The 19129-nt window shown below is 72.1% G+C and carries 22 protein-coding genes; 14 read left to right on the top strand and 8 right to left on the bottom strand.

Going from position 1 to position 19129, the window contains the following annotated elements:
- Window positions 1-7: 7 nt before the first annotated feature.
- Window positions 8-1447, bottom strand: coding sequence for a hypothetical protein (locus tag L3i22_RS26130; protein WP_255658606.1), 1440 nt, complete (start codon window positions 1445-1447; stop codon window positions 8-10).
- Window positions 1448-1490: 43 nt separating this feature from the next.
- On the opposite strand from L3i22_RS26130, the gene L3i22_RS26125 reads away from it, so the two are divergent.
- Window positions 1491-2123, top strand: a complete 633-nt coding sequence (locus L3i22_RS26125) for a maleylpyruvate isomerase N-terminal domain-containing protein (protein ID WP_221329582.1) — start codon at window positions 1491-1493, stop codon at window positions 2121-2123.
- Here the strand turns inward: L3i22_RS26125 and L3i22_RS26120 are convergent.
- Together L3i22_RS26120 and L3i22_RS26115 are read right to left on the bottom strand one after the other, a co-directional pair.
- On the bottom strand, window positions 2107-2592 hold the full coding sequence (locus L3i22_RS26120) for a nitroreductase/quinone reductase family protein (protein WP_221329581.1): 486 nt from the start codon (window positions 2590-2592) through the stop codon (window positions 2107-2109). The two genes, L3i22_RS26125 and L3i22_RS26120, sit on opposite strands and share 17 nt — an antisense overlap.
- 41 nt (window positions 2593-2633) lie before the next feature.
- A complete protein-coding gene (locus tag L3i22_RS26115; protein ID WP_221329580.1) occupies window positions 2634-4010 on the bottom strand; it encodes an FAD-binding oxidoreductase in 1377 nt (458 codons plus the stop codon).
- Between the two features lie 71 nt (window positions 4011-4081).
- On the opposite strand from L3i22_RS26115, the gene L3i22_RS26110 reads away from it, so the two are divergent.
- Together L3i22_RS26110 and L3i22_RS26105 are read left to right on the top strand one after the other, a co-directional pair.
- Window positions 4082-4822: an SDR family oxidoreductase gene (locus tag L3i22_RS26110; RefSeq protein WP_221329579.1), complete on the top strand. Its 741-nt coding sequence runs from the start codon at window positions 4082-4084 to the stop codon at window positions 4820-4822.
- 3 nt (window positions 4823-4825) lie between these two features.
- The gene (locus L3i22_RS26105; protein ID WP_221329578.1) at window positions 4826-5536 is read left to right on the top strand and encodes a histidine phosphatase family protein; all 711 of its coding nucleotides are present in this window, start codon (window positions 4826-4828) and stop codon (window positions 5534-5536) included.
- Between the two features lie 79 nt (window positions 5537-5615).
- Here L3i22_RS26105 and L3i22_RS26100 read toward each other — a convergent pair whose 3' ends face one another.
- Together L3i22_RS26100 and L3i22_RS26095 are read right to left on the bottom strand one after the other, a co-directional pair.
- Window positions 5616-6461: an aldo/keto reductase gene (locus L3i22_RS26100; protein ID WP_221329577.1), complete on the bottom strand. Its 846-nt coding sequence runs from the start codon at window positions 6459-6461 to the stop codon at window positions 5616-5618.
- Between the two features lie 18 nt (window positions 6462-6479).
- Window positions 6480-7226, bottom strand: a complete 747-nt coding sequence (locus L3i22_RS26095; RefSeq protein ID WP_255658605.1) for an alpha/beta fold hydrolase — start codon at window positions 7224-7226, stop codon at window positions 6480-6482.
- Between the two features lie 107 nt (window positions 7227-7333).
- Here L3i22_RS26095 and L3i22_RS26090 point away from each other — a divergent pair, with 107 nt between their 5' ends.
- The 10 genes from L3i22_RS26090 to L3i22_RS26045 all read left to right on the top strand — a co-directional run bounded on the left by L3i22_RS26090 (window position 7334) and on the right by L3i22_RS26045 (window position 15820).
- Window positions 7334-8503, top strand: coding sequence for an LLM class flavin-dependent oxidoreductase (locus L3i22_RS26090; protein WP_221329575.1), 1170 nt, complete (start codon window positions 7334-7336; stop codon window positions 8501-8503).
- Window positions 8500-9729 carry a cation:proton antiporter gene (locus L3i22_RS26085; RefSeq protein ID WP_221329574.1) on the top strand — a complete coding sequence of 410 codons (1230 nt, stop codon included), beginning with the start codon at window positions 8500-8502 and terminating at the stop codon, window positions 9727-9729. Before L3i22_RS26090 ends, L3i22_RS26085 begins: the two co-directional genes overlap by 4 nt.
- Window positions 9708-11345 carry an NAD(P)/FAD-dependent oxidoreductase gene (locus tag L3i22_RS26080; RefSeq protein WP_221329573.1) on the top strand — a complete coding sequence of 546 codons (1638 nt, stop codon included), beginning with the start codon at window positions 9708-9710 and terminating at the stop codon, window positions 11343-11345. The genes L3i22_RS26085 and L3i22_RS26080 overlap by 22 nt, the downstream gene beginning before the upstream one ends.
- Window positions 11346-11445: 100 nt before the next feature.
- Window positions 11446-11868: a hypothetical protein gene (locus L3i22_RS26075; RefSeq protein ID WP_221329572.1), complete on the top strand. Its 423-nt coding sequence runs from the start codon at window positions 11446-11448 to the stop codon at window positions 11866-11868.
- Window positions 11869-11911: 43 nt separating this feature from the next.
- A complete protein-coding gene (locus L3i22_RS26070; protein WP_221329571.1) occupies window positions 11912-12238 on the top strand; it encodes a TraR/DksA C4-type zinc finger protein in 327 nt (108 codons plus the stop codon).
- A gap of 76 nt (window positions 12239-12314) precedes the next feature.
- On the top strand, window positions 12315-12980 hold the full coding sequence (locus L3i22_RS26065) for a triacylglycerol lipase (RefSeq protein ID WP_221329570.1): 666 nt from the start codon (window positions 12315-12317) through the stop codon (window positions 12978-12980).
- A gap of 97 nt (window positions 12981-13077) precedes the next feature.
- Window positions 13078-13923 carry a helix-turn-helix domain-containing protein gene (locus L3i22_RS26060; protein WP_221329569.1) on the top strand — a complete coding sequence of 282 codons (846 nt, stop codon included), beginning with the start codon at window positions 13078-13080 and terminating at the stop codon, window positions 13921-13923.
- The gene (locus tag L3i22_RS26055) at window positions 13920-14465 is read left to right on the top strand and encodes a cysteine hydrolase family protein (RefSeq protein WP_221329568.1); all 546 of its coding nucleotides are present in this window, start codon (window positions 13920-13922) and stop codon (window positions 14463-14465) included. Before L3i22_RS26060 ends, L3i22_RS26055 begins: the two co-directional genes overlap by 4 nt.
- A 138-nt stretch (window positions 14466-14603) precedes the next feature.
- A complete protein-coding gene (locus L3i22_RS26050) occupies window positions 14604-15080 on the top strand; it encodes a hypothetical protein (RefSeq protein ID WP_221329567.1) in 477 nt (158 codons plus the stop codon).
- 206 nt (window positions 15081-15286) lie between these two features.
- Complete coding sequence (locus L3i22_RS26045; RefSeq protein WP_221329566.1) at window positions 15287-15820, top strand: SRPBCC family protein; 534 nt, start codon at window positions 15287-15289, stop codon at window positions 15818-15820.
- 143 nt (window positions 15821-15963) lie between these two features.
- Here L3i22_RS26045 and L3i22_RS26040 read toward each other — a convergent pair whose 3' ends face one another.
- Window positions 15964-16950: a hypothetical protein gene (locus L3i22_RS26040; RefSeq protein ID WP_221329565.1), complete on the bottom strand. Its 987-nt coding sequence runs from the start codon at window positions 16948-16950 to the stop codon at window positions 15964-15966.
- A 13-nt stretch (window positions 16951-16963) separates the two neighbouring features.
- Between L3i22_RS26040 and L3i22_RS26035 the strand changes: the two genes are divergently transcribed.
- Window positions 16964-17248, top strand: coding sequence for a hypothetical protein (locus tag L3i22_RS26035; RefSeq protein ID WP_221329564.1), 285 nt, complete (start codon window positions 16964-16966; stop codon window positions 17246-17248).
- Window positions 17249-17298: 50 nt separating this feature from the next.
- On the opposite strand, the gene L3i22_RS26030 is transcribed toward L3i22_RS26035, so the two are convergent.
- Both L3i22_RS26030 and L3i22_RS26025 read right to left on the bottom strand, forming a co-directional pair.
- Window positions 17299-17988: a response regulator gene (locus L3i22_RS26030; protein WP_370644508.1), complete on the bottom strand. Its 690-nt coding sequence runs from the start codon at window positions 17986-17988 to the stop codon at window positions 17299-17301.
- Window positions 17976-19121, bottom strand: a complete 1146-nt coding sequence (locus L3i22_RS26025) for a sensor histidine kinase (protein WP_255658604.1) — start codon at window positions 19119-19121, stop codon at window positions 17976-17978. Before L3i22_RS26025 ends, L3i22_RS26030 begins: the two co-directional genes overlap by 13 nt.
- Between the last annotated feature and the right edge of the window lie 8 nt (window positions 19122-19129).

The following is a 19129-nucleotide window of genomic DNA, read 5'->3' as shown; positions in this document are numbered from 1 at the left end:
CCCGGTGTCAGGAGCTGCCGAGACGCGGAACGACCGAGCGGACGGCGACCGGGGCGCCCGGCCCCCCACCCGGCCGGGACCGGTACTCCGGCACGCCCACGCAGGTGAACAGCAGCGCGGCCAGCTCCGCCGGTTCGCCCAGCAGGTCCGGCACCTCCGAGTCGAGGAAGGTCATCCCGGAGGCGCTGGCCCCCAGCGCGTACGCCGCCAGGTGCAACCGCCCCTCGACCAGCCCGGCCGCCAACTGGGCGTCGCGGTAGCCCCGATCGTCGAGGCCGTCGAGCGGGCTAGCCGCGATCACCACGTACGCCGCGTCGCCGGCCAGCGCCTGGTCCAGGCAGATCCGCAGCAGCTCGTCGCGCAGGCCGGCGGCCCGCACCGGCCGGTCCAGGTCCGGCCACCGGTACAGGCCCGGCTCGACCCCGTCGACGCCGTGCACGACGACCCAGTGCGGCACCGGCACCCCGCGCAGCGACGCGGCCACCGGCCACCGCAGTTGTTCGGCGGTCAGCGTCCCGGACCGGTCCATCCGCCGCTGAGAGCCCCGCCGCCGGACCACCTCGTCGAGCGAGCCGGACGGCGGCACCTCGGCCAGCGCCGGCCCGACCGGCCACGGCTCGCCCAGGCTGTCCCGGTCGCCGGCGCGCTGCGCCACCGTGCAGAGCGGCAGCTCCACCTCGGGCAACTCCCCCGTGATCGCCGGGCCGGCCGCACCGATCGCCGGCCCGCCGTCGCCCAGCGACAGCAGCGCGAGCGGGTATTCGTGCACGCCGTCCGCGCCGACCAGGTTCCGGACCGCCGCGTCCGGGAACAGCGAGCGCAGCCGGGGCGCCAGGCCCGCGCTGTCCGCCGCGGCCGAGAGCTGGGCCAGCACGGTCCCGGCGTCCCAGTACAGGTGCCGCCAGCCCCGCTCGGCGTACCGCCAGCCGGTCCGCCACGGCACGCCGGTCACGATCAGCGTGGTCACCTCGCCGGTGGCGGCCGGGGCGATCCGGACCAGGGCGTGCCGGACCGCGTCGTACCAGTACACCGCGTCCGGGACGCCGGTCACGCCGCGCGCGCTGACGTACACCTCGAGCGGGAAGCGGGCCCCGGCCGATCCGGCGGCCCGGTACAGGATCCGGCGGCCGTTGCGCTCGCCGGTCCGGACCACCCCGGCCCCCAGGAACAGCAGCCGGCCCAGCTGCGCGACGTCCAGCACCCGCGCCGGGGCCGCGACGCCGGCCAGCACCGCCGTCGCGCTCACCCCCGGATCGGGCAGTTCTTGCGGCAAAATCAAAACCTCAAGATCATTGGGGTACGTCTTCACCGGCGGCGGCAGCGTGTCCGGATCATTGGGGACCAGGTCGTGCCGCACCCGGGGATCGTCGACCGGGACGTCCCACTCGCGGTCCGGCACGTACGACGTCAGCCGGTGCAGCAGACCGGCGCCCTCGGCAAGATTCACCCCCACCACTCTGCCAGGTTCCCGCCGTGTCCAGACTGGAGTGGTGAGCATCAGAGACGACTTCCTCGAATCCACCGCGGCGATGATCGCTCTCCTGGCCCGTCCCGGGGTGGCGGACGGCTGGGCGGCGCCGAGCGCCCTGCCCCGGATGCGGATCGGCGGGCTCGCCGCCCATCTCGTCGACCAGGTCACCCAGCTCCCGGCGGTGCTCGACGCGCCGGTCGCCGACGAGCGGGTCGCGCTGCCGGAGCACTTCGCCCGGTCGACGTGGGTCGGCGGCGACCTCGACAGCGAGGACAGCACGTACATCCAGGAGGCGTCCCGGCAGCAGGCGGCCGCCGGCGCGCCGGCCCTGCTCGCCGCCGCCGGGAACGCCCTGGCGGAGCTGCGCCGGCGGCTGCCCCAGGAGCCGCCGGACCGGGTGGTCCAGCTGCCGTTCGGGCCGTGGACGCTGTCCCTCGACGACTACCTGGTCACCCGGCTGCTGGAGCTGGTCGTGCACTGCGACGACCTGGCCGTGAGCATCGGCGCGGACACCCCGGAGTTCCCACCGGCCGCCTTCGACGCGGTGACCGGCGTGCTCTGCCGGCTGGCGGCGCGCCGGCACGGTCAGCCGGCCGTGCTCCGCGCGCTGAGCCGCGCCGAACGGGCCCCGGCGACTATCGCGGGGCTGTGACCGGCACCAGGCGGAAGATCCGCAGGGTGCGGTGCGCGGCCTGCTCGCGGTAGCGGGCGTAGCCCGGCCACTGGTCGACGAACAGCTGCCACAGCCGCTCGCGCTCGTCGCCGGTCGCCTCCTGCGCCTCGACCGCGAGGTCCCGGCCGCCGATCGTGATGGTGGCCGCCGGCTTCGCCCGCAGGTTGTGGACCCATCCCGGCGCGTTCGGGCCACCCCAGTTGGAGCCGACCACGACATAGGCGCCCTGGTCGGCGACGTACTGCAAAGGCGATTTTCGCTCCTGGCCGCTCTTGCGGCCGACCGTCGTGAGTAGCAGGCTCGGCGCCATGCCGAGCGCCACGACGCGGCCCTTGGTGACCCGGCTCAGCCAGCGGTCGAGGGTGACCGTCCGTTTGGCGACCGGGGTGAACCCGGGGATCGAGCCGACCGCCCGCCAGAAACCTTTCCAGACCACCGTGACCTCCATCGACGCTGGCGTCACGATACTGCCTGCCGAACCGGGGGTGATCAGCCGATGACCTTGCCCGGGTTGAAGAGGCCGAGCGGGTCCAGCGTCTGTTTGACCGCGATCTGCATGGCCAGCACCCCGGGCGACAGCTCCTGCCGCATCCCGGCCCGTTTCAGCAGCCCGACCCCGTGTTCGCCGGTGACCGTGCCGCCCATCGCGATCGCCGCGGTCAGCATCTCCTCGAACGCGGCCTGGGCCGCGCGGCGGGCATCGTCGTTCCCGGCCGGCGCGAGGATCAGCGGGTGCAGGTTGCCGTCGCCGGCGTGCGCGATCGTGGCGATGGTGACGCCGTGCCGCGCCGCAATCTTTTCGATCAAGGACAACATTTCCGGTACGCGGGAACGGGGCACGCAGACGTCCTCGGTCAGCACCGGGCCCAGCCGTTCCAGCGCCGGATAGGCCAGCCGGCGCGCCGCGAACAGCGCCTCGGCCTCGATCTCGTCGGTGGACCGCTCCGCCCACGACGCCCCGGCCGCGCGGAACACCTCGGCGACCGCGGCGGCCTCCTCGTCGCCGGCCCGGCCGGGCGTGTCCAGCTGGGCGAGCAGCAGCGCGGCGGCGTCGGCTTCGAGGCCGAGGTGCTTCCAGTCCTCGACGGCGCGCAGGCAGGTGCGGTCGAGCAGCTCCAGGGCGGCCGGGAGCAGGCCGGCCCGGGTGATCGCGGCGACCGCCTCGCCGGCCGCGACGACGCTGGCGAACGCGCCGACCACGGTGCGCGGGGCCTCGCGGCGGGCCGGGCGCAGCCGTACGGTGATCTCGGTGATGATCCCGAAGGTGCCCTCCGAGCCGGTGAACAGGCCGGCCAGGTCGTAGCCGCTGACGCCCTTGGTGGTGCGCCGGCCGAGGCGGACCGCCGTGCCGTAGTCGCCGGCCGGGCCGCCGACGACCGCCTCCATCCCGAGCACGTAGTCGCGGGTCACGCCGTACTTCAGGCAGCAAAGTCCACCGGCGTTGGTCGCGACGTTCCCGCCGATCGTGGACCAGGGCGCGCTGGCCGGGTCGGGCGGATACCACAGGCCGTGCTCGGCGACGGCCGCCTTCAGGTCGTCGTTGATCACGCCGGGCTGCACGGTGGCGGTCATGTTCTCGGCGTCGATCTCCACGATCCGGTTCATCCGCGACAGATCGACGATCATCGCGCCGTCGACCGCGTTCGCGCCGCCGGACAGGCCGGTCCCGGCGCCGCGCGGGATGATCGGGATCTGCCCCGCGGCGCACGCGGCGACGATCCGCTGGACCTGCCCGGTGGTCCGCGGACGCACCGCGGCCAGCGCTTTTCCGTAGGGCGCCCACTCGGCGTCGTCGTGACTGAGGCTCGCCAGGACGTCCGGGTCGTCCACGAGATCGAGGCCGGGCAGCTCCGGGATCGTCGGCATACGCCGACCCTACGCGCCGGAATTACGCACTCGGCGTGCAAGATCATCAGGCGGTGCCCTACCGTGTCGGGATGACCGATCGACCCGTCGTGCTGATCACCGGCGCGAGCGCGGGGCTGGGCGAGGAGATGGCCCGCCAGTTCGCCGCGCTCGGCTACGACCTCGCGCTCTGCGCCCGCCGGATCGACCGCCTCCAGGAATTGCGGGCCGCCCTTCCGGAGGTCCGCGTCATCGTCAAGGAATTGGACGTCACCGACGACGACGCCGTGTTCACCGTCTTCCAGGAATTCGCGGCGGAATTCGGCCGCATCGACCGGGTCGTCGTCAACGCCGGCCTCGGCAAGGGCGCGCCCCTCGGCACCGGCCGTTTCGACGCGAACCGCGCCACCGCGATGGTCAATTTCGTCGGCGCGCTCGCCCAGACCGAGGCCGCCCTGCAGATCTTCCGCGCCCAGGGCCGCGGCCACCTCGTCCTGATCTCGTCGATGTCCGCGCTCCGCGGCATGCGGAAGTCGATGACCACCTACGCGGCGACCAAGGCGGGCGTGGCGGCGATCGCCGAAGGGGTGCGCTCGGAGCGCATTCCGGGCATCGACGTCTCGGTCATCTATCCGGGCTACATCCGCTCGGAAATGAACTCGCGGGTGTCCCAGAAAACCAAGTTCATGGTCAACACCGAATTCGGCGTACGGAAAATGGTCGCGGCCATCGAGAAACGAAAAGTCAAGGCGTACGTCCCCGCATGGCCCTGGCTCCCGATCGGTCTCGCGATGAAAGTCCTGCCGCTCTCCGCCGTACGAAAGATGGTCTGAAGAATGGCTCGTCTGTTGTTGGTCCGGCACGGCCAGGCGTCGTTCGGCGCCGAGGACTACGACGCGCTCTCCCCGCTCGGCCACGAGCAGGCCCGCGTGCTGGGCCGCTCGCTGGCGGCCCGCGGCATCAAGCCGGCCCTGGTCCTGCGCGGCACGATGCGCCGCCACGAGGAGACCCTGTCCGGAATCCTCGAGGGCCTGGGCAGCCCGGTCCCGATGATCACCGACGCGGGCTGGAACGAGTTCGACTTCCAGCACGTGGTCGAGATCCACCGCCCGGCCTACCGCGACCGGTCGGCCATGATGGCCGAGCTGGCGCTGTCGGACCGCCCGGACCGAGCGTTCCAGCAGGTCTTCGACGAGGCCACGCTCCGCTGGTCGGCCGGCGCCCACGACGCGGACTACACCGAGTCGTTCACCGCGTTCCGCACCCGGATCGCCGAGGCACTGTCATCGGTCACCGCCCTGCTGCCCGAGCACCGCGACATCCTGACGGTCAGCTCCGGCGGCCCGATCGCGATGGCCACCGCCCTGATCACCGCCGGCCCGGCCGTTCCCGCTCCCACGCTGGCCACCCTGTGGGCGTCGTTCAACCGGGTCTCGGTCAACACCGGCGTCACCAAGGTCATCTCCGGCCGCAGCGGCCTCTCCCTGTCGACGTTCAACGAACACACCCACACCGAGCCCGAACCCCGGCTGCTCACCTACCGCTGACCCGGCTCGCGTCCCGTGCCGGCCTCCGGCGGGGCCGCCACGGGACGCGGTTTCCGTCCGTACCGTCGAAATCGGGTTTTCAGGCGGCCTTGGCCAGCGTCTCGAATTCCTCGTCGGACAAGCGCACCCCGGCCGCAGCCTGGTTTTCCTCAAGATGCGCGACCGTCGACGTGCCGGGAATCGGCACCACGATCGGAGAACGGCGCAGGAGCCATGCCAGGGCGAGCTGACCGGTGCTGACACCGGGGTGATTCGCGGCGACCTTCTCCAGCGGGCCGCCCGGGCGGGCCAGGTTGCCGGCGTCGACCGGGGCCCACGGGATGAACGCGATGCCCTGCTCGGTGCAGAAGTCCAGGAGGTCCTCGGCCCGGCGGTCGCCCAGGTTGTAGCGGTTCTGGACCGACGCGACCGGGACACCGGCGGCCTGCGCCTCCTCGACGTCCTCGACGCTGACCTCGGACAGGCCGACCTGCTTGACCAGGCCCTCGTCCAGGAACGCGCGCAGCTCGGCGAACTGCTCCGCGCGCGGCGTCCGCGGGTCGATCCGGTGCAGCTGCCACAGGTCGAGCTGCTCGACGCCGAGCCGGCGCATCGACATCAGGACGCACTGGCGCAGGTACTCCCGGCGGCCCACCGCGGCCCAGATGTTCGGGCCGTGCCGGGTGAAGCCGCCCTTGGTCGCGATCACCACGTCGCCGTAGCCGGTGCCGTCGTGCAGGGCCTCGAAGATCAAATTCTCGGAGACATCCGGACCGTACGAGTCGGCCGTGTCGATGAACGTGACCCCGAGCTCCACGCTGCGGCGCAACACCCGGATCGCCTCGTCGTGGTCGCGCGGCGGGCCCCAGATGCCCGGCCCGGTGATGCGCATCGCGCCGTACCCGAGCCGGTTCACGGTCTTCCCACCGAGGTCGATGCTGGTCATTGCCACTCCCCAAACGAACTAACCTAGAAGGAAATCGTCGATCACCGGCACGACGTCGCCGGCGAACTCGTCGAAGAACCCGTGCCGGCCGCCCTCATGCAGGTGCATCACCGCGCCCGGGATCCGCCCGGTCAGCAGCGGCGCGTTCGCGGACGGGACCATCAGGTCGTCGGTGCCGTGCAGGACCAGCGTCGGCACCTGGATCAGCGGCAGCACGTCCCACGCGTCGTGCCGGTTGCTGGCCCGCAGGTGCGCGCGGCTCTCCTCGGCGCTCATCGTCGGGTCACCGAACAGATGGCTGTGCCCGTCCCACGCGTCGGTGTAGAACAGCTCGCGCAGCGTGCCGGCCCGCCCGGCGGCCAGCCGGCGGCGCACCTCGGGGGTGCGCTCGTGGGCGTGCTCCCCACCGGGCGACGTGCAGGCGAGCACGAGCCGGTCGACCAGCCCGGGATGGTTCGCGGCGAGGTGCTGGGCGACCCGGCCGCCCATCGAGGTGCCGTAGACGGCCGCCGGCGTCGGAAACCCGCGAAGCACGGCCGCCGCGTCGTCGGCGAACCACGGCGTGGTCCACTCCTCCACCGGCCCGCGGCTGCCCCCGGTCCCCCGCCAGTCGAACGTGACCACCCGGAACCGATCCTCGAACGCTTCCCGCAGCCCGGTCCACCAGCCATGCGAATTCGCCTGCCCGGACAGCAGAAGCAGCACCGGCCCGTCATCCCGCCCACTGACCTGAACCGCCAGGGAGAATCCGTCGCCGGTACGCACAGACCTGATCTTACCCAGGCAATTGTCGCGCGGGACGCGAACGTGTCCTGCATGCATGGCGATCAACGTCTACAGTGGGCCTAATTCGTGCAGGTAGGGGGCCACGCATGAAGTTCGGAGCGCTGACCTTTCCGTTCCACAACCCGGTCGAGGATCCCACCCTGCAACTGGAGGGGGACCTCGCCCTCGCCGAGCACTGTGACCGGCTCGGTTTCGACGAGTTCTGGTTCGGGGAGCATCACTCCGGCGGCTGGCAGATCATCGCGTCGCCGGAGTTGATGATCGCCGCGGCGGCGCAGCGGACGCACCGGATCCGGCTCGGGACCGGGGTCGCGACGCTCTCCTACCACCACCCGTTCCTGCTGCTGGACCGGATCATCCAGCTCGATCACCTGACCCGCGGCCGGTTGATCTTCGGGGTCGGCTCCGGGGCGCTGCCGCTGGACGCGAGCATGATCGGCCACGATCCGATGCAGGCGCGCCGGATGATGGAAGAAGCTTTAGAAGCGATAACCGCATTGCTTCGGTACGACGGCCCGGTCACCCGCAAGACCGACTGGTTCCACCTCGACCAGGCCACGATGCACCTCCGGCCGTACCAATGGCCCCTGGACGTCCGGGTCGCCGCGTTCAAGTCGCCGGCCGGGCCACGGCTCGCCGGGCGGTTCGGCGCCGGGATCGTCTCGTTCGGCGCGTCGGCGGCGATCGGCACCGGTTCGGAGAACCCGCTGCGCACCACGGCCGGGATCGCCCAGGCCGAGGCGGAGCAGGTCGGGCTGCGGTTCGACCGGAGCCGCTGGTCGGTGATGAGCCTGCTGCACGTCGCCCCGACGGAGGAGCAGGCGCGCGCTGAGGTTCGGCACGGCCTCACGGCGTACATCAAATTTGTCCGTCAGATTTTGCCGATGAACGTCCCGGTGGATCTGGAGGATCCGGATGCCGTGATCGACGTGCTGATGACCACCGGCACCGCGGTGATCGGGACGCCGGAGCAGGCGATCCGGCACATCGAGAAGATGTGGGAGCTCAGCGGCGGCTTCGGGACGTTCCTGATCGAGCAGTCGGACATCGCGGACACCGCGGCGACGCTGCGGTCCTACGAGCTGTTCGCCCGGCGGGTGATCCCGTATTTCACCGCGGCGACCTGGCCCCGGATCAAGGCGTACGAGCAGGAGTTGCAGTCCGGTGGCCTGACCCGCCGGACGATGGCCGCGGCCCAGGCGAAGGCGGGTGTCGAGTACTCCCACGAGGTCGCCGAGCGGCGGCGCACGACGTGACCAGCGCGGTCCTGTCGCACGTGCTGCTCAGCCTGGCGATCGTGGTGCTGCTCGCGCGCCTCGGCGGTTTCCTGTTCGAGCGGCTCGGCCAGCCGCCGGTGGTCGGCGAGATCGTGGCCGGGATCGCCGCCGCCCAGTTCGGCGGCGTGCTGCTGCCGAGCGACGCCCGGCCCTACCTGAACCTGATCGCCCAGCTCGGCCTGGTCATCTTCATGCTGATCGTCGGCCTGGAGGTGGAGGTCGTGGCCCGGGCCCGGACGGTCGGCGCGATCGCGGCCGGCGCCACCGTGCTCCCGTTCGTGCTCGGCGTGCTGCTCGCCGCGGTCGTCTGGCCGTGGTACCGGGTGGCCGCCGGTCGCCTGCCGTTCCTGCTGTTCGTCGGCGTCGCCGTGGCGATCACCGCGTTCCCGGTGCTGGCCCGGATCCTGCGCGACCGGGGCATGTCCGGCACCCGGATCGGCGGTATCGCGATGACCTGCGCCGCGATCATCGACGTGGTGGCGTGGCTGGGGCTGGCCGCGGTGATCGCGCTGGCCGGGCACGGCACCCACCGGCCGTGGGTGATGCTCGCCCTGGTGACCGCGTTCGTCCTGGTCGTGCTGCTGGCGGTACGCCCGGGGCTGGCCGCGCTGCAGCGGCGCGGGACGCTCGACCGGGTGTCGCCGCGCGCGCTGCTGGTCGGCGTCCTGGTCGCGGCGGTGCTGGCCGCCTGGTTCACCGAGAGCATCGGCCTGCACAGCATCTTCGGCCCGTTCGTGGTCGGCCTGGCGCTGCCCCGCCACCGGGCCACCGTGGACCTGGTGGTGACCCGGGCCGCGGATCTGAGCACCGGGCTGCTGCTGCCGGCGTTCTTCGTGGTGGCCGGCCTGGGCGTCGATCTCTCCGCGCTGACCTGGCGCGATGCCGGGGTGCTGGGCGCGGCGGTGGTGGTCTCGATGGTCGGCAAGATCGCCGGCGCGGCCGGTCCGGCCCGGCTGACCGGGATGGGCGGCCGCGACGCGCTGACCCTGGGCGTGCTGCTGAGCACGCGCGGGCTGACCGAGCTCGTGGTGCTGACCGTGGGCGCGGCGGCCGGCCTGCTCACCACGACGCTCTACACGATCCTCGTGATCAATGCGGTGATCACGACCCTGGCCACCGGTCCGCTGCTCAGCCTGCTGGAGCGCCGGGGCCGCTCGACGAACAATCGGAAGGTGGAGCAGATATGGACACCCGCGTCGACGTAACGGTCCTCGGCAGCGGTATCGGTGGCAGCACGGTGGCCGCGATCCTGGCCCGGCTGGGCCTCTCGGTCGCGATCGTGGACGCGGCCAGGCACCCGCGGTTCGCCCTGGGCGAGTCGACGATCGGCGAGACGTCGTTCCTGCTGCGGCTGCTCGCCGCCCGCTACGACGTGCCGGAGCTGGCGCACGTGTCGACCAGCGGCGGCATCCTGGAGCACGCGAGCAAGCGGTGCGGCATCAAGACCAACTTCGGGTTCGTCTACCACCACGAGGGGCAGGAGCACGACCCGTTCGAGGTGACGCAGTGCAGCGTCTCCGAGGGGCCGTTCGGGCCGGAGTCGCACCTGATGCGCGCCGACATCGATCAATACCTGTATCTCGCCGCGCTGAAATACGGCGCGCTCGGGCGCGAGGGTGTCCGAATCCAATCAGTGGACGTCCAGCCCGATCAGGCCGTCGTGACGCTCGACAGCGGCGAGATCTTCCGCAGCGACTACGTGATCGACGCGACCGGGCGCACCTCGGTGCTGGCCGACACGTTCGGGCTGCGCGAGGAGCCGTGCCGGTTCGAGACGAACTCGCGGACGATCTTCACGCACATGCGCGGGGTGGTGCCGTACGACGCCGTCGAGAGCTCGTCGGGCCAGCCCAACCTCTGGCACGAGGGCACCCTGCACCACCTGTTCGACGGCGGCTGGATGTGGGTGATCCCGTTCGACAACCGCGAGGGCAGCGAGTCCGACCTGGTCAGCGTCGGCCTGAACCTGGACGTGGACCGGTTCCCGAAGCGCGAGGGCGTCTCCGCCGAGCAGGAGTGGACCGAGTTCCTGGACCGGTTCCCGCCGCTCAAGCGCCAGTTCGCGAACGCCACGTCGGCGTTCCGCTGGATCTCCACCGGCCGCACCCAGTTCTCCTCGTCGCGCACGGTCGGTGACCGCTGGGTGCTGATGAGCCACGCGGCCGGCGCGATCGACGCCCTGTTCAGCCGGGGGATGGCGAACACCATGGCGGTGATCGAGGCGTTCGTCCCGCTGCTGCTGAAGGCGCGCGAGGCGGACGACTACTCGGCCGAGCGGTTCGCCTACCTCGACACGCTCAACCAGAGCATCCTCGACAACAACGACAAGCTGATCGCCGGGTCGTACATCGCGTTCCGGGACTTCGACCTGTGGCGGGCCTGGTCCAAGATGTGGTACCTGGCCTGGAACCTGGGCGTCATCCGGGTCGCCGGGACGTACTACCAGTACCTGGAGACCGGCGACCCGGCGCTGCTGGACCGCCTGCACCAGGGGCCGGTGCCGGGCTCGTTCTGTCCGGATCTGCCCAGTGCCCAGGAGCAGTTCGACGCGTGCTTCGACGTGTTGCGCCGGGTGCGCGACGGGGTGCTGGCGCCGACCGACGCCGTACCGGAGCTGGCTTTTCTCCTCGGCGACGGCGAAGCCTCGCCGAGTCCGCTGAACCTGCACGACGTGCTGCGCCGCTGGCACGACGGCTCGATGGAGACGCAGCGGCTGATCTACCAGTGGGGGCGGACGGCGGCGCCGCTCGCGCTGCGCCCCTACTTCGACTACGACCGGGCCACCATCCCCAAGGCCGCCGATCTCATCAAAAAAGCCTAGATTTCCGACGTACGGGCGTAGCCGACGCCCCCGGACCGGCCTCGCGCGAGGTACCTCCTGGCGCGAGGCCGCAACGCGCCATCAAGGTGGGCAGCCGATCGTGACCGAGCCGAGCTTTCCGCACCCGGTGACCCGCGTCGGGCGGCTGGGCACCGCCGCCCTGATCGCCGCCGCCCTGGCGCTCTGCCTGGGCCTGGCCGCGAGCCCGTCCGCCCTGTGGCGCCGGGCAACCGGTCAGGCCGGCGTCCTGACGGTGCAGCACTGCTTCGCCGCGCACCCCACCGCCAAGCGGGCCGACTGGACCTGCGGCGGCTCGTTCGCCCCATCGGACGGCGGCGCCCCGCGCATCGTCTCGGTCCGCGCCGACGATGAGCTCGGGGCGGGTGACCGGGTCGACGCCGACGCGTCGAACGCGTCGGCGACGGAGGTGCATCTGCGCGAGTCACCTCTGGCGGGCCTGCTGTTGTGTCCGCTGACTCTGCTCGCGATGCTCATGGTCGGCATCCTCCGCCGCCGGCGATAAAGCTGGCGGGGAGAACGACGCCGGCCGGTCATAGGCTGCGGAGATGATCCGGGACGAGCTGCTGCGGCTGCGCGCGAGCGCCCACTCCGAGGCCACCACCCTGGCCGCCGACCTGGAGTCGCTGTTCGCCGCGTCGCGGGATTCCAACGCCGACGACGAGCACGACCCGGAGGGCGCCACGATCGGCTTCGAGCGCGCCCAGCTGACCGCCCTGCTGGCCGCCGCCCGGGCCCGGATCGCCGAGGTCGACGACGCGCTGACCAGGCTCGACGCCGGCACCTACGGCAACTGCGAGGGCTGCGGCCGGCCGATCCCCGCCGATCGGCTCGCGGTGCGCCCGTTCGCCCGCCGGTGCATGGCCTGCGCCTGACACCGGCGATTTCACCGATGCGTGGGCAATGACTTTGCACTGACGATGCAGAAACCCCGATTCCCCAGGAGGTTTCATGCGTCGTCTCGTCGTCCTCGTCACCGCGCTGCTGGCCGCGCTCTCGCTGAGCCCGGCCCTGCCCGCGACCGCCGCCCCCGGCACTCCGGTGATCTTCGTGCACGGCTACACCGGCAGCGCCTCGAACTGGACCACCGCGATGTCGGTGTTCCGCGCCGGCGGCTATTCGAGCAGCGAACTGTTCGCCTACGAGTACAACTCCTACGGCAACAACATCACCAACGCGCAGGGTCTGGCCACGTACGTCAGCCAGGTCCGGGCCCGCACCGGCGCGGCCCAGGTCGACATCGTCAACCACTCGATGGGCGGCCTGGTCAGCCTCTGGTACCTGAAGCAGCTGGGCGGCGCCCAGTACGTCCGGCACCTGGCGTCGATCGCCGGCGCCAACCACGGCACCACCTACGCGAGCGCCTGCCTGGTCTACGTCACCTGCCAGCAGATGTATCCGGGCTCGTCGTTCATCACCACGCTGAGCGCCGGCGACGAGACGCCGGGCAGCACGAAGTACGGAACGTGGTACTCCCCGTGCGACGGGATCATCATCCCGTACACGAGCACGGTGCTGAGCGGCGCCACGAACAACTACGTGGCGTGCCAGACGCACATCGGCTACCTGACCGACACCGTCACGCTCACCCAGGTCAGGACGTTCCTGGCGAGCTGATCCGGCCGAACCGCGCCGCGCGCCCCGACCGGGCGCGCGGCGTCCAGGCACCAGCAGTTCCTCCCGGCGACCGGCCCGCCCGGCATATCGTCGGCCGGTGAGTGTCAGGGACGAGATCCGGGACTTCCTGCTGTCCCGCCGGGCGCGGATCTCGCCGGAGCGCGCGGGTCTGCCGCGGCACGGCGAGCGCCGGGTCGCCGGCCTGCGCCGCGAGGAGGTCGCGGAGCTGGCCGGCATCAGTGTCGAGTACTACACGCGCCTCGAACGCGGGAACTCCCGCGGCTACTCCGACGAGGTGCTGGCCGCGGTCGCCCACGCGCTGCAGCTCGACGACGCCGAGCGCGAGCACCTGTTCGACCTGGTCCACGCCGCCGGCGCGGGACCGGCGAAGCGGATGAAGGCCGACCGGGCTCCCACCGAGAATCTCCAGCGCGTCCTGGATGCGATGACCATCCCGGCGTACGTCTGGAACAGCCGCCTCGACATCGTCGCCACCAACCCGCTCGGCCGCGCGCTGTTCGACCCGCTGTTCAAGAACGGTCACCCGGTCAATCAGGCGAGCTTCCTCTTCCTCGACCCCGGCGCCCCCGCCTTCTTCCCGGACTGGGAGCTGCTCGCCCACGACGCCGTCGCGGTCCTGCGCGCCGCCACCGCCCGCACCCCGCACGACGAGCGCCTGGCCACCCTGATCGGCCGGCTCAGAACCACGATCAAATTCCAGGAGCTTTGGCTTGCGTACGACGTCAGCCGGCGCCGCACCGGCGTGAAGCGCTTCCACCACCCGGTCGCCGGCCCGCTGACCCTCACGTTCGAGTCGATGACCCTGCCGACCGGCCTGCGCCTGTCCGCCGGCACCGCCGAGCCGCACTCCCCCACCGAGCAGGCCCTGCAGTTCCTGGCGAACTGGACCACCACCACCCTGATCAGAAAAGGACCGCAATGACCCGTACCGCCCTCCTCGTGATGGACGTCCAGCGCTCGGTGGTGGCCCGCTACCCCGACCCGGCGTACCTGCCCCGGCTGCGCACCGCCATCGACGCCGCGCACGCCGCGGAACTGCCGGTGATCTACGTGGTGGTCGGTTTCCGCCCGGGCGCCCCCGAGGTCGACCCGGCCAACAAGATGTTCGGCCGCCTCGCCGGCCACGACGCCCCGGCCCAGGCGGTCGAGGTGCATCCGGACGTCGCCCCGCGGCCGGGCGACATCGTGGTCACCAAGCGCCGTGTCTCCGCGTTCGCCGGCAGCGACCTGGACCTGCTGCTGCGCGCCCAGCGGATCGACCACCTGGTGCTCACCGGCATCGCGACCAGCGGCGTGGTGCTGTCCACCCTGCGCCAGGCGGCCGACCTGGACTACCGCCTGACGGTGCCGGCCGACGGCTGCCTCGACAACGACCCCGAGGTGCACACCGTCCTCACCGAAAAGATCTTCCCCGCCCAGGCCGAGGTCACCACGGTCGCGGACTGGACCCGGTCACCGGGATAGCAATTCCCCCGCCGAGGCCCGGGTGACCGCCGTGTCGGGCTGGACCCGGTCACCGGGACAGCAATTCCCCTCGGCGCGGCCCGGGTGACAGTCGCGGCGGGCTGGACCCGGTCACCGGGATGGATGGAGGATGGCCGGGTGACCATGCCCGACCGCGCCGAGATCCTCGCGTTGCTGCGCCAGCTGGACGACCCCGACCACCTCGAACACCCGGCCACCTTCGACAACGCGATCGAACAGCGGCGATTCCGGTCCCTGGTGTCCGAGTTGGAGCGCCGGTTCGCGTGCACCTGCCGGTTCGAGTCGGAGCGGGAGATCCAGGACGCCAGTCACCTGGGCCAGGTCGTGATCCCGGCCTCCGCGACGACCGAGAGCGTGGCGATCTTCGTCCGGGTCAGCAACTTCGGCCGCCTGGCCCTGCTCGGCGCCGAGAACCCGGGCTGCTACGACGACGCCGACACGCTGACCCTGATCGGCGGCCCGGACCTCGACGCGCTCCTGGAGATCCTGGCCGAGCTGACCTACGTGCCGCTGCTGGAGGACGTGCTGAACACCCCCTACGACGGCGCGAGCGTCGCACCGACATGGTTCGTCCGCTACTTCGACTTCCTGTAACCCAGCCCGCCACCCTCAGCCCCGACCCGCCGCGGCCCGCCATCCACTGCCCCGACCCCCGCGCCCCCGACCCGCCGCGGCCCGCCACCCTCTGCCCCAGCCCCGGCCCCAGCCCCGGCCCCGGCCCGCCATCCTGCGCCCCGGCCCGCCATCGACGAAGCTTATGTACCTTGACGGTTACGTACCCGCCCTGGTACACAAGCTCCATGGAAGCTGTGAGCAACGCGAACGCGGGGAATCGCATCATCGGCAGCCTGTACACGGTGGACGGTGTCGGCGTAGTCCGCATGGAGGACCGGTTCGACACCCCGGTCGACGATCTGTGGTCGGCCCTGACCGACCCCACCCGCCTCGCCCGATGGCTCGGCGAGTGCGCGGGCGACCTGCGCCTGGGCGGCGAGTTCAAGGCCCGCTTCTTCGCCAGCGGCTGGGAGGGAACCGGCCAGGTCGAGGCCTGCGAGCCACCCCGCCGGCTGATGGTCACCACCATCGACGCGGAACAGAAGGAACGACACACCATCGAGGCCACCCTGACCCCCGACGGCGACGCGACCATCCTGATCCTCGAGGAGCGCGGCATGCCGGTCGGCCTGCTCCCGGCCTACGGCGCCGGCGTCCAGATCCACATCGAAGACCTCGCCGCCCACCTCACCGCCCAGGCCCCCTGCGACGCCCGCCAACGCTGGCAACAACTCCACCCGACCTATCAAACCCTGCCGGTCGAAACCTCCGAAAGTTAAGGACCGGCCAACCGTCCTGGCCGACGTGCTCCCGGCCGGCCAGGATCCGGCCAGGCCGCCGGCGGGCCGCCTTGCGGTCACCCGTCGAGCGGCTCCTGGTGGCGGGGCAGCGATCATCTCGTGCACCCGGTCGAGCGGAACGGTCACCAGAGCCCGAGCTGCCCTTCCACCTCGTCGTCGATGTGGCCGGGGAGCTGCCACAGCCGTACCGTCGCATCGTTTTTGTTCCTGGTCAGCCAGCGGCCATGCCCGTCGCCGGCGGCGATCGAGTTGTGGGTCATGGCACGGCCGTAGTCGACATGCGCCCGCCGGCCCAGCCCCCGCGTCGTGAGTGCCAGGTGATCCTCGAAGTCGGTCGCGAAGTCGTCGGTGCTGACCGCCACCAGGACGGTGTCGTCATCGGCCAGCACCGCCGCTTCCATCAGGCGATACTCGCCGTCATGACCCGGAATCGCGGCCGGGTCGCACGCGGCCACGACGGCCCCGCTTGCCAGGTCGTGGAACGCGAGTTCCGGGGCATCAGCGTGCGGCATCGCCAGGTAGCGGTCGCCGCTCGTGGTGAAGCCGGCGAGGAAGCCGCCTGGCAGGTCGCGGCCCCGGATCCGGCCGCCGGCCAGCCAGGCCACATGGCTGAGCGGCCGATCCTGGCCCATCGCCACGTAGAATCCGATGCGTTCACCGTCGGGGTGCGGAAAGAAGTGGGCCACGCCCACCGTGGAATTCAGCGGAACCCGGTCGATCTCCCGCCCGGCCGCCGCGTCGTAGGCGACCAGTTCGTCGCCGTTCGGCAGATACACCCAGAGGACCCCGCCGGCGTCGAGGTGACAGTTCGGCCGCCAGATCTCGCCGGCCTCCGGCAGTTCGTGCTCCCGCCGCCACAGCACGGCGCCGTCCCGGTCGGCGACGACCAGCTCGTCGAGGGTCACCACGGCCAGGTGCCGCTCGCTCACACTGGCCATGAACTGCGGGGCGTGGACCGGGACAGCCGTTCGCACCGGGGCACGGAGGCCGGCGTCCAGAACCGTCACCGACCGGTCGGCCGGCTGGATGACCAGCCACCCCACCTCGGGAACCCAACTGGCCCAAGAAAACGCCGGAAGGGCGATCTCGGCGATCAGGATCGGACGCACCGCCGCAGCATAGGTGCCCAGGCTCATCGCCTCGTCCTCGCACCGCACCCTCCTCCGCGCCGCACCTCCACCTTGCGCGCCGTCCCTGCTCCTGGTGCTCGCCGCGCTGCGGACCGTGATCGACCGCGCACGCCGGCCGCTCCCCGATTCCCTTGTGGACCTGGACGTCGCGCCCGCCGTTCCGGTGACCGACCGCGAGGCAGCGGCCGCGGCGGACCAGGCCGCCACCGTCCGCAAGAACCTCCCGCGCCGCCACCTCGCCCCGGCCCAGCAAGCCTGGATCCAGCAAACCGCCTGATCCGACCGGTCCCGCATCACCCACCGACAACGCGACCGCGAACCGCCTGATCAGGCCAGGCCCGCGTCGTGGGCCAGCAGCGCGATCTGCGTGCGATTGTCCAGGTCCAGCTTGGCCAGCACGTGCGACACGTGCGACTTCACCGTGGCCAGCGTCATGTCGAGTGCCCGCGCGATCTCCGTGTTCGACCGCCCCTGAGCGATCGCCACCACCACGTCCCGCTCCCGCGGGCTGAGCGCGGCCAGACTGCTCTTGGCCTGCGTGAACGCCCCCGCCTGCACCGCCGCCCGGTCCATCAGCCGCCGGGTGATCCGCGGCGACAGGATCGGCTCCCCGGCCGCCACCTGGCGCACCGCCTCGGCGATCCGCGCCGGCGGGGTGTCCTTGAGCAGGAACCCGCTGGCCCCGGCCCGCAGCGCGTGCAGAATGTTCTCGTCGGCGTCGAACGTGGTCAGCACGATCACCTCTGGCGGCCGCGCCCGCGCCCGGAGCCGCCTGGTCGCGGTGATCCCGTCGACGCGCGGCATCCGCAGATCCATCAGCACCACGTCCGGCCCGTGCGCGTCGGTGGCCGCCGGCACCTCGTCGCCGTCCGAAGCCTCGCCCACCACGGCGATCCCGGGCGCCCCGTCCAGCATCATCGTCAGCCCGGCCCGCACCAGCGCGTCATCATCCACCACCAGCACCCGCACCGGCCGGGTCACCTCGGCCTCTCCCCCGGACGCAGTCATGCCGGCCATGGTATCGACGCGTGGAGATGGAACTCACCGGCCAGCTCCTCGTGATCGAGCCGGCCCCCGGCCAGGTGCACCCGCTCGGTGAGCCCGACCAGCCCCGCTCCCCCGGACCACCCGGCCGGCGCCGGCCGATCCGGGGTCAGCCCGTTCCGCACCTCGATCTCCAAGCCCGCCCCCGGCCCGCCGCGCAGCGCGACCCGGACCACCTGCCCGGCCGCGTGTTTCCGCGCGTTGGTCAGCCCCTCCTGGATCACCCGGTAGGCCGTGCGGGCCACCGCGGGCGGCGCCTCCCCCGGCTCGTCCACCGCCTCCCGCAGCTCCACCTCGGTCCCCGCCGATCGGGACTCCTCCACCAGCCGTGGCACGTCGGCCAGCACCGGCTGCGGATGGACCCCGTCCCCGTCCGGCGGATCGTCGTCGCGCAGCAGCGAGATCACCTCGCGCAGCTCCTCCAGCGCCTGGTGCACCCCGTCGCGGACCACGCCGGCGGCCCGGGACATCTGCTCGGGCGACGAGTCCGGCCGGAACTCCATCGCCCCGGCGAACGTCGCCAGCAGCGACAGCCGGTGCGCGAGCACGTCGTGCATCTCCCGCGCGATCCGGCGGCGCTCCAGCATGCGGGCCTCGGCGACCCGCCGGCCCTGCTCGGCCTCGGCCCGGCGGGCCCGCTCCCGCAGCGAGTGGATCAGCGCGGCCCGCGCCTGCGCCCACGCCCCCCAGCCGAGCAGCGCGCCGTAGGTGACGACGATCAGAACCAGCCACCAGCCGTAGGACATCCCCCCGTTCGACCGCCACAGCCCCTGCACCGCGTGCGCCGCCACCCCGCCGGCGGCCACCGCGGCCGCCACCGGGAAGCGCCGCCGCCGGGCCACCTGCAGCGCCCCGATCGAGGCCGCCGGGGTGGCCGCCGGTGACAGCGCGGCGAACACGTTCAGCACGGCCGTCGCGAACACCGGCCGCCACAGCACCAGCGGGGTCAGCGCCCAGCTGAGCACCCCGGCCACCACGTCCAGCGCGAACAGCGGGCCGAGCGGCCGCCCGCTCCACCAGGACACCAGGGTGACCGCGACCAGCACGACGGACGCGCCGAGCACGATGCCGACGGCGGCCAGCGGCGGCCGGATTCTCTCGTTCACGCCGCGAG

The sequence above is a fragment of the Actinoplanes sp. L3-i22 genome (assembly GCF_019704555.1).
GTDB lineage: Bacteria > Actinomycetota > Actinomycetes > Mycobacteriales > Micromonosporaceae > Actinoplanes.
This window is presented reverse-complemented; position numbering and strand designations above follow the sequence as displayed.

Bases quoted from the DNA above. Each gene is read 5' to 3' on its own strand.
- L3i22_RS26120 (WP_221329581.1), bottom strand. From the start codon at position 2,592: ATGGAGGTCACGGTGGTCTGGAAAGGTTTCTGGCGGGCGGTCGGCTCG.
- L3i22_RS26100 (WP_221329577.1), bottom strand. From the start codon at position 6,461: ATGACCAGCATCGACCTCGGTGGGAAGACCGTGAACCGGCTCGGGTAC.
- L3i22_RS26115 (WP_221329580.1), bottom strand. From the start codon at position 4,010: ATGCCGACGATCCCGGAGCTGCCCGGCCTCGATCTCGTGGACGACCCG.
- L3i22_RS26030 (WP_370644508.1), bottom strand. From the start codon at position 17,988: ATGGCCGGCATGACTGCGTCCGGGGGAGAGGCCGAGGTGACCCGGCCG.
- L3i22_RS26045 (WP_221329566.1), top strand. From the start codon at position 15,287: ATGGAAGCTGTGAGCAACGCGAACGCGGGGAATCGCATCATCGGCAGC.
- L3i22_RS26065 (WP_221329570.1), top strand. From the start codon at position 12,315: ATGCGTCGTCTCGTCGTCCTCGTCACCGCGCTGCTGGCCGCGCTCTCG.
- L3i22_RS26090 (WP_221329575.1), top strand. From the start codon at position 7,334: ATGAAGTTCGGAGCGCTGACCTTTCCGTTCCACAACCCGGTCGAGGAT.
- L3i22_RS26105 (WP_221329578.1), top strand. From the start codon at position 4,826: ATGGCTCGTCTGTTGTTGGTCCGGCACGGCCAGGCGTCGTTCGGCGCC.
- L3i22_RS26055 (WP_221329568.1), top strand. From the start codon at position 13,920: ATGACCCGTACCGCCCTCCTCGTGATGGACGTCCAGCGCTCGGTGGTG.
- L3i22_RS26110 (WP_221329579.1), top strand. From the start codon at position 4,082: ATGACCGATCGACCCGTCGTGCTGATCACCGGCGCGAGCGCGGGGCTG.
- L3i22_RS26080 (WP_221329573.1), top strand. From the start codon at position 9,708: ATGGACACCCGCGTCGACGTAACGGTCCTCGGCAGCGGTATCGGTGGC.
- L3i22_RS26070 (WP_221329571.1), top strand. From the start codon at position 11,912: ATGATCCGGGACGAGCTGCTGCGGCTGCGCGCGAGCGCCCACTCCGAG.